This is a genomic window from Janthinobacterium sp. LM6, from assembly GCF_002002885.1.
Lineage (GTDB): Bacteria > Pseudomonadota > Gammaproteobacteria > Burkholderiales > Burkholderiaceae_D > Janthinobacterium > Janthinobacterium kumbetense.
This window is the reverse complement of sequence record NZ_CP019510.1, coordinates 3841237-3852981: the sequence shown is the minus strand read 5'-3', so window position 1 is coordinate 3852981 and position 11745 is coordinate 3841237. Positions and strand designations below refer to the sequence as shown.

The following is an 11745-nucleotide window of genomic DNA, read 5'->3' as shown; positions in this document are numbered from 1 at the left end:
GCGGCGTTTTTCATTTCCGTGCAGGTTTACTTGTAATGCTTGTAGACCTCGGTGCTGCCATTGTTCTTGACCAGCAAGACGTCATACGCATCCTTGCGCGGTCCTTCCATGCCTGGCGAGCCCATCGGCATTGCCGGCACGGCCAGGCCTTTCGCCTTGGGTTTGTCGCGCAGCAACTGCTTGATCTCGCTGGCCGGCACATGGCCTTCGATGGCGTAGCCGTTGACGAGGCCCGTGTGGCAGGAGCCGAGCGCGTCGGGAATGCCGGCCAGCTTGCGGTATTGCGCCGGCATCTCGACATTTTTCGCGCGGACCGTAAAACCGTTCGCTTCCAGGTGCTTGATCCAGTCGGCACAGCAGCCGCACGAGGCGCTCTTGTAGACTTCGATGACGGGCAGGGCCGCCATGGCGAATGTGGGCAGGCCCAGCATGGAGGCGAAGGCGCCGCGCAATAAGAAATGTTTGATCATGTGTTGCTTTCAGACGGAGTAGGGCTATCGTGGCCACCTTGGTGGCCTGCTTGGGACGAGCTTGGAATTTAAGCGGAAAGCGGCCGCGGCGGCCGGCGCGGGCCGTCGGGAATGAATCCCGCCAGCAAGGTGGCCGTTGCGACGGTGACTTGTTGCGCGCCGCTGCAGGCGGCAGGCAGGGCGAAGGAGGGCGGCATCAGCGCGCCCAGGCAAAAGCCGGCGCAGGCGCCGCAAGCGGGCTGTTTGGCAGGGGTCTTGTTGTCTTCCGGCGTGCCGGCGCTGTCCGCGACGGCCGAGGACCGTGCAGCGTGATGCTGGCAAGCCGCAGTCATCGCGGCGGCAGGCTCGTCAGCGAGCGGCGCGCACAGCCGCATGGCGCCCGCAGCGGTTGCTTGCAGCGGCACCGCAGCGATCAGCAGCAGGATCAGCCATGTTTTGAAGAGTCTTAGCATCGCCGGAAAGTATAGCATAGGGGCAACTGCTGCCAGGAGCGGGCTTCCGTTAGCGCGAGGCGGCGGCCAGCATTTTCGACGCGTACATGGCGCGGTCCGCATGGCGCAGCAGCAGTTGCATGGTATCGCCGTCTTCCGGATAGTGGGCCACGCCGATGCTGACGGCGATCTGCAATTGCTGTCCGTTGCCCAGGTGCAGCGGCGTGGCCAGGGCCGCATGGATCTTTTGCTCGATCAGGCTGACATCCACCGGCGCGGTATTGCTTTCCAGAAGCACGACGAATTCATCGCCGCCCATCCTGGCCAGGGTGTCGGTTTCGCGCATGCAATCGCGCAGGCGGCTCGCCACCGTTTGCAGCAGCAGGTCGCCGCAGGCATGGCCGTGGTCGTCGTTGACCCGCTTGAAGTTGTCGAGGTCGAGGAACAGCAGCGACAGCCGGCCTTCCTGGCGGTGTGCGCGCGCGAACGCCGTGTGCAGGCGGTCGTGGAACAGGCGGCGGTTCGGCAAACGGGTCAGCTCGTCGTGCATGGCCATGAATTGCATTTGCGTCTGCAACTGCCGGCGCTCGATGGCGGTGGCAAGTTGCTTGGCGACAAATTGCAGCAAATCCTGGTCTTGCTCCGTGCCGATGACGGCATCCTGGCCGCCTTGCAAGGCCAGCGCGCCGACGCTGCCCAGGGAAGAATACAGCGGCACGGCCAGCCAGCACGAGGACAGGGCGCAGGCCGCCGTTTGCAGCGCCGCCGGCAGGCCGGCCAATTGTCCCGCTTGCAGCAGCAGCGGGCGGCCGCTGCGCAGGACTTCGTCGCACAGCAGGCTGGCCAGCGATGACGTGGGCTGGGGCGCGCTGTCGTCGGCATGCGAGGTCATGGGAGGCTGGGCGCCGTGTTCGTCCTGCAGCAGCAAGGTCAGGCTGCGCGTGGGCAAGTGTTCGCCGATGATGTGCTGGATGCGGTGCAGCAAGGCGGGCAAGTCTTGCGTCGCCTGCATGGCTTCGGAGATGGCGTACAGCGCGGCCTGCTTTGCCTGCGCCTGTTTCAGCAGGGTGACGTCGCGCGCCACGGCCACGCGCAGCTGGTCGGCGGCGGACCAGCGGGCGGACCACATGATGTGCGCCAGGCTGCCATCCTTGCGCAGGTAGCGGTTCTCGAAGTGCGTCTGGGCATGGCCATCCATGATGGCACGCGCGGCGGCCAGGGTGCGCGCGCGGTCGGCCGGGGCGACCATGTCGAGCATGAGCTTGCCGATCATTTCCTGCTGCGTATAGCCGAAGATGCGTTCGCAGGCGGCGCTGACGAAAACAAAGCGCCCCTCCACGTCGACCATGCACACGGCATCGAGCAACAAGTCGGTAAAGCTGGCCAGCGGGGCGCGCAAAATCTTGTGTTCCATAGTGGCATTTTAATGGACATTCCCGGCTGTGATTCAACTTGTTGGGGGCAGGCGGGGTCTGCGGCATGAAAATGTTTCATTTCCCCGACGCTCATGCTTTTCCGTTTCTTGCCGTTAATGCAGTATTGCCATGCAGTACTTGCCATCACGCCAGATAACGTGACGCAAGGTTTGCCTGGCGCCAGGTAATTGCAAAATACTTAACCATATCGAACTTTTATGATGCATCTTCTATCCATTTGCAAGGTGACAGCGCCATGACCTCCATTTCTCCACTGTCAAGCTGGAACAGCGCCCCGTCACGGGCTTCCGCCACCACGTCGAACCGCGCGGAGGCGGCAGCGCCGTCGTCCGCATCCTCGCCGTCCGCCATCGTTGCTCTCAGCCCGGAAAGCGTGAACGACGGCAAGCCGGCAGCGTTCGTCAAACCGCCGATGGTGTGGGAAAGCGCGACGCGCGACAAGGTGAGCGAGGCGATGACGAAGAGTTTTTCTTCGTACGCGTTTGGCGGCCGCTTCAGCGGCCTGGGCGCGGCCATGCTGGGACAGGCCAAGCTGGGAAACTACAATTTCTCGCAGGCGATGCGGCAGCCGCCGCCGAGCACCACGCCGAACATCTATGCGGCGTCCGGCATCGCGCCCGGCAGCCTGCATGGCAACGGCGAAGACCGGGTTTCCCTCAGCATCACGACGAAGAGCGGCGTGGAAGTCAAGCTGTCGCTCGACAGCCAGGGCGACGGCCTGGCCGTGAACATGACGACCAGCGGCGACCTCAGCGACGCTGAAGCGAGCGCCCTGGGCGAGCTGGCGAAAGGTTTTCAGGAAGCCATCGACGGCTTGGGGCAAAGCACGCCGAAAATCAAGCTGGAAGGCTTGATGCAGTTCGACCAGCAGGTGTTCGAGTCGGTGAAGCTGCATGCGGAAGTCAAGGTGCGCGGCGAAACGGAAAGTACCCAAACCCTGGATTTCCAGGCCGATGGCGCGCAGCGCAAGGTCAGCTTCAGCGGCGAGGCCGGCAGCCTGGACCTGAAGGTCGATACCAGCGCGCTCAATACCCTGGGCAGCCCCGAGCGGCAAGCCAAGGCGCTGGGCAGTTATATGAAGCAATTCGACCAGGCGGCGTCGCGCGGCCATGGCGACGCGGGCCTGGTGGCCATGCTCAAGGACAGTTTCACTGCCTTGCACAGCAATACCGCAGCACCGCAAGTGGCCACGGACAATCCCGCGACGGGCAAGTGGCGCCTGGCGGCCGAGGACAAGTCCATCCTGACGGGGTTGGCCGATTTCAGCGCCTCCGTGTCGCAGACCGTGAAATTCAGCAATCCCATGCGCAGCGCGGAAAAGGATGGCTTCAATTATGAAGTGTCGCAAAAGACGGAGCAGGCCGGCGCCCGCCAGGACGAGCGCTCGATCAGGCAGCAGCAGCAATCGAAGCTGAGCGCCAGCTACCACCAGACGCTGGTCCCCGGCGTGCCGCTGCGCCTGCTGGACAATACGGAATCGCAGAACTATACCTACCACCAGATCGAGGATACGGCCAGCAGCGAGGCGCAAGTGGCCTACAAGGATGGCAAGATGGTGAAGGCGAGCTTGCGGCAGGAGGGCAGCCAGTCCGAACACGTCATGAAGTATTTCCTGGGCAAGCTGCAATCGGACAAGACCACGCCGGGCAATTTCTCCGTGCTGCGCGACTTGCTGCCCGTGCTGGGACCGTACAAGTCGGGCGAGAAGGACATGACGCCCGAAGCGCGCCTGGAACAGCGCAAGCAGGCGCTGCTGACCTTGAGCGACGACGTGCTGCTGCAGTCGTATGCGGGCCAGACCATCAGCCTGTGGCAAGCCGATGTGCCGCCCGAGGAGGCGGTCCGTTAATTGCCCGTTGCCTCATATTAAAAAAAGCCCGTCTTCCTGCGAAGACGGGCTTTTTGTTTGATGCGGCGCAAACAGCTTACGCTTTGGCCTTGCTTTGCTTGATCCAGTAACCGACGCCCAGCGCGGCGAGCCACACGGGAATCAGGTAGACGGAGATGCGCAGGCCCGGCGTCAGGTACATGATCACCAGGATGCCGGCCAGGAAGACCAGGCACAGGTAGTTGGTGAACGGGTAGCCCAGGCTCTGGAACAAGGTCGTCTTGCCTTCGATTTTTTTCTGCGCGCGGAAGCGCAGGTGGATCCAGCTGATCATGGCCCAGTTGATGATCAGCGCCGAGACGACCAGGCCCATCAGCACTTCGAATGCTTCGCCCGGCATGAAGTAATTGACCACCACGCAGGCGCCCGTCGCCAGGGCCGAGACGCCCAGGGCGACCAGCGGCACGCCGCGGCGGTTCAGGTGCAGCAGCGCGCGCGGCGCATTGCCTTGCTTGGCCAGGCCGAACAGCATGCGCGTGTTGCAGTACACGCCGCTGTTGTAGACGGACAGGGCGGCCGTCAGCACCACCACGTTCAGGGCCGTGGCCACCAGGTTGCTGTCGAGCGCATGGAAGATCAGCACGAAGGGGCTGCCGCCGGTGACGACGTTTTGCCACGGGTACAGCGACAACAAAATGCCCAGCGCGCCGATGTAAAAGATCAGAATGCGGTAGATGGCCTGGTTGGTGGCGCGCGGGATCGTCGTGCTCGGGTCATCGGCCTCGGCCGCCGTGATGCCGACCAGTTCCAGGCCGCCGAACGAGAACATGATGACGGCCATGGCCATCACCAGGCCCTGCCAGCCATTCGGGAAGAAGCCGCCATGCTGCCACAGGTTGGCTACCGAGGCTTGCGGGCCCGCGTCGCCGGAGGCCAGCAGGTACGCGCCGAAGACGATCATGCCGATGATGGCGACCACCTTGATGAGGGCGAACCAGAATTCCATCTCGCCGAACGCCTTGACGTTCAACAAACTGATGGCGTTAATCACGCAAAAGAAGACGAGCGCCGAGACCCAGGTGGGCACGCCCGGCCACCAGTACTGCACGTAGATGCCGACGGCCGTCAGTTCGGCCATGCTGACGAGCACATACAGCACCCAGTAATTCCAGCCCGACAGGAAGCCGGGCAGGTGGCCGCAATATTTGTCGGCAAAGTAGCTGAAGGAGCCGGCGACGGGTTCGTCGACCACCATCTCGCCCAGCTGGCGCATGATCAGGAAGGCGATGACGCCGGCGATACCATAGCCGAGCAGCACCGAAGGGCCGGCCATCTTGATGGTTTGCGCGATACCCAGAAACAGGCCGGTGCCGATGGCGCCGCCCAGGGCGATGAGCTGGATGTGGCGGCTTTTCAGGCCGCGCTTGAGCTCTTGTGGTTCGGTACTCCCGACTGCCGTCATATGTTTTGTCCTGTTTTTACGGGGCTGAGGTCGCTGATTCTAAAGCATGAACGGGCAAATCTGGAGCGAAATGCATGTTGCACTGCGGAGGCGCAAGAAAACCCCCGCATCTTCGCCGAACGGCGCGCAAAACGGCGGCAGGCCGCGGCGGCGGCACGGTATCATGATGGAAAATTTCAAGGAGTGTGTATGAATCTTGCGCAGCGCAGCCGTTTGCAAGGCATCAGCCTGGGTTTTTTGGCCGGCTATGTCGATACCCTGGGCTTTGTCGCCCTGTTTGGCCTGTTCACGGCCCACGTGACGGGCAACTTCGTGCTGATCGGCGCGGCGCTGGCCAACGCCACGCATGCCTCGATCGCCCTCAAGCTGCTGGCGTTCCCCGCGTTTGTCGCGGGCGTGGCGGCGGCGCGACTGTTGACGGTGGCGGCCGAACGCCGCGGCGGACCGGCGCTGCGCCTGGCGTTGCTGCTGGAGCTGGCGCTGCTGCTCGGATTCATGGTGTTGGGCGTGCTGGCCGAGCCGCTGGGGCCCGAGCCGGGCGCGCTGGCCATGACGGCCGGCCTGTTCGGCGCGGCGGCCATGGGCGCGCACAGCGCCATCAGCCGGCTGCTGCTGGCCCATTTGGCGCCCACGTCCATGATGACGGGCAACGTTACGCAAATCGTCATCGACACGGTCGACGTGCTGCGCGGCGCGGCCGACGGCGCCACGCGCGAACGCTGCGTCAAATTCTTCTGGCCCCTGCTGGGCTTTGCCGCGGGCGCCATCCTGGCCGCCTTTGCCTACCTGGCCGTGGGCTTTGCCGCGCTGGCCGTGCCGCTGGCCATTCTGCTGCTGCTGATCGCGCTGGAACCGGCGCGCCTGGCCGCCTAGCCCTGCGCCGGCGGGCGCGCCGCGACGATGGCCGGTTCGTACACGGCCAAAAACTCGGGCGGCAAACGGCGCGCGCGGCCGCTGCTCAATTCGATGCAGATCAAGTCCCAGCGTCCGCGCACGACGGTGGCGCCGTCGCTGTCGCGCACCAGCTGGAAGCGCCGTTCCATGCTGGAGCGGCCATCGCTGGCGCACAGCCAGGTGGCCAGGGTCAGCGCTTCGCCGGCCCGCGTCGGCAGCAGATAGTCGTATTCGCCGCGGCGTATCGCCATGGCCCGGTCCAGGCGCCGGTAATCGTCCAGGTCCAGCCCCAGCGCGGCCGAATGGTGCCAGGCGATATGCTCGCACCAGCGCACGTAGACGGCGTTATTCGTGTGCTGCAAGCCGTCGATGTCGCCCGGTTCGGGCGTGACGGGCAGGGTATGGGCGTGCGGATAATCCCAGTTCAAGTGCATTCCTTTCGATACGGTGGCGGCTGATTGTACGGTCTCGCGGCGCTTCCTGTCTGCGGCGCACGCGTGGAAAAACACTGTTTTTCACATTGATGTATGATGCATCATAATTTGTCAGCGATCAAAAAACACGCATGAACCATCAATTGGACAGTCTGGTGCACGTCAATCTGGGCAAGTCCGTGTACGCCATGCTGCGCGAAGCGCTGGCGGCCGGGCGCTTCCAGCCGAATGACCGGCTGCGCATCCGCGAACTGGCGCTGCAGCTGGGCACCAGCGTCACGCCCGTGCGCGACGCCATGCTGCAGCTGGTGCAGGAAGAGGCGCTGGTGCTGCGCTCGCCGCGCGACTTCCGCGTGCCCGTGCTCAGCGTGGCGCGCTACCTGGAAATCCGCGCGCTGCGCCTGGAACTGGAAGGCCTGGGCGCGGCGGAAGCGGCGCAGCGCATCGACGCCGCCACCCTGGCCGACCTGGAACGCCTGCTGCAGGCGAACGAAGAGGCCATCGCGCGGCACGACCTGGCCGCGGCGCTGCAATGCAACCAGGCGTTTCACCTGGGCCTGGCGCAGGCGGCCGGCATGCCGACCTTAAAACGTTTCGTCGACCACCTGTGGATGCAGACGGCGCCCCTGATCGCCGCCGGCTATGCCAGTTTTTCGCCCGACATGCGGGTGGGGCACCATCACGCCATCATCAGCGCGCTGCGCCAGCGCGACAGCGCGGCCGCGCGGCGCGCCATCGAGCAGGATATCCTCGATGGCGGCACGCAGATGCTGGCGTATGTCATGCGCCAGGAGCGCATGCACGCCGGCGCAACCGAAGAAGACAAGGAAGACCATGACGCACATCAAGCACAAGATTGAACAGAAAATGGAACAGAAAACCGCCATCGTCACGGGCGCCAGCCGCGGCATCGGCCATGCCGTGGCCGAGCGCTTCCGCAGCCTGGGCTGGAGAGTCATCACCGTGTCGCGCAGCCCGATTCCCGGCGGCTGCCCGCGCAGCCAGGAGCGCAACACGCATGTGTGCATGGATTTGTCGGACCTGAGCCAGATCGGGCAGATGGTCGAGACGCTGCGCCCCATGCTGGGCGACGCCAAATTGCACGCGCTGGTCAACAATGCGGGCGTGTCGCCGAAGGGGCCGGGCGGCTCGCGCGTCAATTCGCTGACGACGGACATGCAGACGTGGCAGGAAATGTATAACACGAATTTCTTTGCGCCGCTGGCGCTGACGCGCGGCTTTGCGCAGGAATTGTCGAACGCGCGCGGCGCCGTCGTGAATCTGTGCTCGATCGCCGGCTACCGCGTGCATCCGTTTGCCGGTTCGGCCTACGCCAGTTCGAAGGCGGCGCTGGCGTCGCTGACGCGCGAAATGGCCAACGACATGGCGCCGCTGAACGTGCGCGTGAATGCGATTGCGCCGGGCGAGATCGACACGGCGATTTTATCGCCGGGCACGTCGCACATCGTCGACACGCAAATCCCGCTGCGCCGCCTGGGCACGACGGCCGAAGTGGCGGATCTGGTGGAGTTTTTATGCAGCGAGCGCGCCTCGTACATCACGGGTGCGGAAATTCCCATCGACGGCGGCCAGCGCATTTAAGTGAAAAGGAAGATCGCATGACTCGACATATCGGCATCGTCGGCTGCTCGGCCGAAGGCGCTGCCCTGTGCTACCGCACGATCTGCGAAGAGGGCGCGCATGCGCTGGGCGCCTATGAGCACCCGGAAGTGACGCTGCACACGCCGCCGCTGGCGCGTTATGTGGAGTGCCTGAATGCGGGCGACCTGGCCGGCGTGGCCGAACTGATGCTGGCGTCGGCGCACAAGCTGGCCGCCGCCGGCGCCGATTTCCTGATCTGCCCCGACAACACCATCCACCAGGCATTCGAGCTGATGGCGCCCCGTTCGCCGCTGCCGTGGCTGCATATCGCCGACGTCGTGGCCAGCTACGCGGCGGCGCGCGGTTACCAACGCGTCGGCCTGACGGGTACGCGCTGGCTGGTCGACAGCGCCGTGTATCCGGACAAACTGGCCGCGCGCGGCATCGATTGCGTGCGGCCCGGCGAGGACGAACGCAGCGAGATCAACCGCATCATCATGGAAGAGCTGGTGCCGGGCGTGGTCAAACCGGACAGCGTGGCCCGCTTCCAGGCCATCATTGGCAGCTTGCGGGAGCAGGGCTGCGACGCCGTCATCCTCGGCTGCACGGAAATCCCGCTGATCATCAGCGACGCCAATTCGCCGCTGCCGACGCTCGATTCCACGCGCTTGCTGGCACGCGCCGCCTTGCGCAGGGCGCTGGCCGCCTGATTATTTGGCTAGCTGAGTATCGAGCTGCGCTTGCAGCGCGGCCACCACCAGCGCGTGGTCGTCCGCCTGCGCCAGGCCGGAAACGGTGACGGTGCCGACCAGTCCCACGCCGCGTATCAGCAGGGGGAAAGCGCCGCCATGGCCCGCGTATTCGATGTCATCGAGGTATTTCACGTCTTCGAAGGTGCTGCCGCGGCTTTTATACGAAATGCCCATGTAGTAGGAGCTGCGGCAAAAGCGCTGCACCGTGTTGTTCTTGCGGCGTATCCAGTCCGCCTGGTCCGCCGTGGCGCCCGTCATGGCGTGGTGGAACAGGATCTGACCGTTGCGCGTGATGTTGACGGTGACGGCCTTGCCCCGCTTGCGCACTTCCTCGACGATCCACAGGCCCACGGCCAGCGCGGCATCGTTGTCGAAGCGTTCGAATTGCAGGGATTCTTCCTGTTGCGCCAGGGTTTGCAGCAAATCGGCGTAATGATCCATCGTGGAGGAGGGCGGTAGTGGCTGGAAGCGCTACTGTAGCGCACCACGGGCCGGCCGCGCGCGCTTTTTCCGTGGCGCGGCTAAAATAACCGGTATGAACCTGTCCCTGTTCGCCGATGAAGACCAGATCCCGGCCGGCCCGGCGCCGCTGGTGCCAGGCTCGCGCGCGTCGGTCCTGCTGCGCGGTTTTGCGCTGCCGTATCTGCCCGAGCTGCTGCCGGCGCTGGATGCCGTCGTGCTGGCGGCGCCCCTGCGCCACATGGCCACGCCGGGCGGCTTGCGCATGTCGGTCGCCATGAGCAATTGCGGCCCCCTGGGCTGGGTCACGGATGGTCGCGGCTACCGCTACGCGCGGCAAGATCCTGCCAGCGGCCTTCCCTGGCCGCCGATGCCGTCCGTGTTCCTGCGCCTGGCGCGGCAGGCGGCGCTGGCGGCCGGCTATCCGGACTTCACGCCCGACGCCTGCCTCGTCAACCGTTATGCCCCCGGCGCGCGCATGGCCCTGCACCAGGACCGCGATGAATGCGATTTCACCGCACCCATCGTTTCCGTCTCGCTGGGGCTGCCCGCCACCTTCCTGTTCGGCGGCGCCGAGCGGGCCGACAAGGCTGCCCGCATCGCCTTGCTGCATGGCGACGTGGTGGTGTGGGGCGGCGCCGACCGCCTGCGCTTCCACGGCGTGGCGCCCCTGAAGGAGGGCGAACACGCTTTGCTGGGCGCGCAGCGCATCAATCTGACGTTTCGCAAGGCCGGCTGATCCGTCAATACGCCCTATTAATGCAAGGCACTTGCAAATGCGGCCGTTTTTCTCCATGATATGCAACTTGTTTGCATATGGAGTGACCAGCATGAAACGCGATCCGATTTCCTCGCCCCTGCCCGACGTGGCGGCTGGCCCCCATTCGGGCAATCCCTTGCCGCTCGAGTGGGTCGGCATGCAGGGCATCGCCTTGCCCCTGTGGCTGGAGGAGGGCGGGCAGGCGCAGCAAGTGCATGCCTGGGCCGACGTGCAGGTCGACTTGCCCGACCCGCAAGTGAAGGGCATCCACATGTCGCGCCTGTACCTGCTGCTCGAAGCGTTTGCCGCCGCGCAGCCGCTCGATGCGGGCGCGCTGGCCGCCGTGCTGCGGCGCATGGTGGACAGCCACGCCGATTGCGGCAGCACGCAGGCGCGCCTGGCGCTGGCGTTCCCCCTGCTGCGGCGCCAGCCGGCGTTGCTGACGGCGGGGTTGTCGGGCTGGAAATCGTATCCCGTGCGCCTGCAGGCCACTGTTTCTCCGCAGGGCTTTGCCCTGTCCCTGACGGTGGAGGTCGGCTACTCGTCGACCTGCCCGTGCTCGGCGGCGCTGGCGCGGCAATTGCTCGCCGACGCCTTCGCGGCGCGGTTCGGCGCGGGCGGCATCGACGGCGCGGCTGCGCGTGAATGGCTGCGGGAACACGCGAGCCTGGCCACGCCGCACAGCCAGCGCAGCACGGCGACGGTCACCGTGCCTTTGACGGAGCAGGCGGAGCTGGACCTGTTTCCCCTGATCGACGTGGTGGAAGCGGCGCTGGCGACACCGCTGCAGACGGCCGTGAAACGGGCCGACGAGCAGGCGTTCGCGCGCCTCAATGGTGCTAACCTGATGTATGTGGAGGATGCGGCACGCCGCGTGCAGGCGGCGCTGGCGCCACTGGCGCCACATTTTGCGCAGGCGCGTGTTACCGTACGGCATATGGAAAGCCTGCATCCGCACGATGCCGTGGCGCAGGCGGGCAAGCTTGCCGGAGATTATTAGTCAACCACCGTGGAGGAGGGCAAGATGCCGCAGAAAATCGAGCGGGAAGTCAACGATGACAGCCTGGAAGCGGAGCTGGAGCGCGAGCGGCGCGAGCATGCGCTGATCGACGAGGAAAAGCTGGGCATGGACGAGCTGGAAGAAGAACATTTGAAGCGGGAGCGCCAGCCCGGCGCGCCAGCCGGGCGCTAGAGTCAAGGCGACGTGATCATCGCTG

14 protein-coding genes are annotated in these 11745 nt (G+C 65.1%); 8 read left to right on the top strand and 6 right to left on the bottom strand.

Translation table 11 applies throughout. The annotated features are described in order from the left end of the window. Window positions 1–26: 26 nt before the first annotated feature. From BZG29_RS16945 to BZG29_RS16935, 3 genes are all read right to left on the bottom strand, one after another. Window positions 27–470 (bottom strand): DUF411 domain-containing protein, encoded by a 444-nt coding sequence (locus tag BZG29_RS16945; RefSeq protein WP_077405274.1) that lies wholly within the window; start codon window positions 468–470, stop codon window positions 27–29. 68 nt (window positions 471–538) lie between these two features. Further along, window positions 539–922, bottom strand: coding sequence for a hypothetical protein (locus BZG29_RS16940; RefSeq protein ID WP_077405271.1), 384 nt, complete (start codon window positions 920–922; stop codon window positions 539–541). Between the two features lie 49 nt (window positions 923–971). Further along, complete coding sequence (locus tag BZG29_RS16935; protein WP_077405268.1) at window positions 972–2315, bottom strand: bifunctional diguanylate cyclase/phosphodiesterase; 1344 nt, start codon at window positions 2313–2315, stop codon at window positions 972–974. 257 nt (window positions 2316–2572) lie between these two features. On the opposite strand from BZG29_RS16935, the gene BZG29_RS16930 reads away from it, so the two are divergent. Then, window positions 2573–4186 carry a hypothetical protein gene (locus tag BZG29_RS16930; protein WP_150130957.1) on the top strand — a complete coding sequence of 538 codons (1614 nt, stop codon included), beginning with the start codon at window positions 2573–2575 and terminating at the stop codon, window positions 4184–4186. Window positions 4187–4262: 76 nt separating this feature from the next. Here the strand turns inward: BZG29_RS16930 and BZG29_RS16925 are convergent, their stop codons facing one another. Next, window positions 4263–5627, bottom strand: coding sequence for an amino acid permease (locus BZG29_RS16925; protein WP_077405263.1), 1365 nt, complete (start codon window positions 5625–5627; stop codon window positions 4263–4265). A gap of 189 nt (window positions 5628–5816) precedes the next feature. Between BZG29_RS16925 and BZG29_RS16920 the strand changes: the two genes are divergently transcribed. Further along, the gene (locus tag BZG29_RS16920; RefSeq protein WP_077405260.1) at window positions 5817–6500 is read left to right on the top strand and encodes a YoaK family protein; all 684 of its coding nucleotides are present in this window, start codon (window positions 5817–5819) and stop codon (window positions 6498–6500) included. Here BZG29_RS16920 and BZG29_RS16915 read toward each other — a convergent pair. Further along, window positions 6497–6949 carry a thioesterase family protein gene (locus tag BZG29_RS16915; RefSeq protein ID WP_216350313.1) on the bottom strand — a complete coding sequence of 151 codons (453 nt, stop codon included), beginning with the start codon at window positions 6947–6949 and terminating at the stop codon, window positions 6497–6499. The two genes, BZG29_RS16920 and BZG29_RS16915, sit on opposite strands and share 4 nt — an antisense overlap. A gap of 137 nt (window positions 6950–7086) precedes the next feature. Between BZG29_RS16915 and BZG29_RS16910 the strand changes: the two genes are divergently transcribed. The 3 genes from BZG29_RS16910 to BZG29_RS16900 are packed head-to-tail and all read left to right on the top strand — an operon-like array spanning window position 7087 to window position 9267. Next, on the top strand, window positions 7087–7815 hold the full coding sequence (locus tag BZG29_RS16910; protein WP_077405254.1) for a GntR family transcriptional regulator: 729 nt from the start codon (window positions 7087–7089) through the stop codon (window positions 7813–7815). Further along, window positions 7790–8557, top strand: a complete 768-nt coding sequence (locus BZG29_RS16905; RefSeq protein ID WP_253192613.1) for an SDR family oxidoreductase — start codon at window positions 7790–7792, stop codon at window positions 8555–8557. Before BZG29_RS16910 ends, BZG29_RS16905 begins: the two co-directional genes overlap by 26 nt. Before the next feature lie 17 nt (window positions 8558–8574). Further along, window positions 8575–9267: an amino acid racemase gene (locus BZG29_RS16900; protein WP_077405251.1), complete on the top strand. Its 693-nt coding sequence runs from the start codon at window positions 8575–8577 to the stop codon at window positions 9265–9267. Here BZG29_RS16900 and BZG29_RS16895 read toward each other — a convergent pair whose 3' ends face one another. After that, window positions 9268–9750 (bottom strand): heme-degrading domain-containing protein, encoded by a 483-nt coding sequence (locus BZG29_RS16895; RefSeq protein ID WP_077405248.1) that lies wholly within the window; start codon window positions 9748–9750, stop codon window positions 9268–9270. A 94-nt stretch (window positions 9751–9844) separates the two neighbouring features. Between BZG29_RS16895 and alkB the strand changes: the two genes are divergently transcribed. The 3 genes from alkB to BZG29_RS28180 all read left to right on the top strand — a co-directional run bounded on the left by alkB (window position 9845) and on the right by BZG29_RS28180 (window position 11720). Next, the gene (alkB, locus tag BZG29_RS16890; protein WP_077405245.1) at window positions 9845–10507 is read left to right on the top strand and encodes a DNA oxidative demethylase AlkB; all 663 of its coding nucleotides are present in this window, start codon (window positions 9845–9847) and stop codon (window positions 10505–10507) included. 91 nt (window positions 10508–10598) lie between these two features. Beyond that, window positions 10599–11528: a GTP cyclohydrolase FolE2 gene (gene folE2 / locus BZG29_RS16885; protein WP_150130956.1), complete on the top strand. Its 930-nt coding sequence runs from the start codon at window positions 10599–10601 to the stop codon at window positions 11526–11528. A gap of 24 nt (window positions 11529–11552) precedes the next feature. Further along, a complete protein-coding gene (locus BZG29_RS28180) occupies window positions 11553–11720 on the top strand; it encodes a hypothetical protein (protein WP_171985036.1) in 168 nt (55 codons plus the stop codon). The last annotated feature ends 25 nt before the right edge of the window (window positions 11721–11745 follow it).

What these genes read in the sequence shown, in the direction of transcription:
- BZG29_RS16945 (WP_077405274.1), bottom strand. Translation starts at nt 470, where the DNA reads ATGATCAAACATTTCTTATTGCGCGGCGCCTTCGCCTCCATGCTGGGC.
- BZG29_RS16940 (WP_077405271.1), bottom strand. Translation starts at nt 922, where the DNA reads ATGCTAAGACTCTTCAAAACATGGCTGATCCTGCTGCTGATCGCTGCG.
- BZG29_RS16935 (WP_077405268.1), bottom strand. Translation starts at nt 2,315, where the DNA reads ATGGAACACAAGATTTTGCGCGCCCCGCTGGCCAGCTTTACCGACTTG.
- BZG29_RS16930 (WP_150130957.1), top strand. Translation starts at nt 2,573, where the DNA reads ATGACCTCCATTTCTCCACTGTCAAGCTGGAACAGCGCCCCGTCACGG.
- BZG29_RS16925 (WP_077405263.1), bottom strand. Translation starts at nt 5,627, where the DNA reads ATGACGGCAGTCGGGAGTACCGAACCACAAGAGCTCAAGCGCGGCCTG.
- BZG29_RS16920 (WP_077405260.1), top strand. Translation starts at nt 5,817, where the DNA reads ATGAATCTTGCGCAGCGCAGCCGTTTGCAAGGCATCAGCCTGGGTTTT.
- BZG29_RS16910 (WP_077405254.1), top strand. Translation starts at nt 7,087, where the DNA reads ATGAACCATCAATTGGACAGTCTGGTGCACGTCAATCTGGGCAAGTCC.
- BZG29_RS16905 (WP_253192613.1), top strand. Translation starts at nt 7,790, where the DNA reads ATGACGCACATCAAGCACAAGATTGAACAGAAAATGGAACAGAAAACC.
- BZG29_RS16900 (WP_077405251.1), top strand. Translation starts at nt 8,575, where the DNA reads ATGACTCGACATATCGGCATCGTCGGCTGCTCGGCCGAAGGCGCTGCC.
- BZG29_RS16895 (WP_077405248.1), bottom strand. Translation starts at nt 9,750, where the DNA reads ATGGATCATTACGCCGATTTGCTGCAAACCCTGGCGCAACAGGAAGAA.
- alkB (WP_077405245.1), top strand. Translation starts at nt 9,845, where the DNA reads ATGAACCTGTCCCTGTTCGCCGATGAAGACCAGATCCCGGCCGGCCCG.
- folE2 (WP_150130956.1), top strand. Translation starts at nt 10,599, where the DNA reads ATGAAACGCGATCCGATTTCCTCGCCCCTGCCCGACGTGGCGGCTGGC.
- BZG29_RS28180 (WP_171985036.1), top strand. Translation starts at nt 11,553, where the DNA reads ATGCCGCAGAAAATCGAGCGGGAAGTCAACGATGACAGCCTGGAAGCG.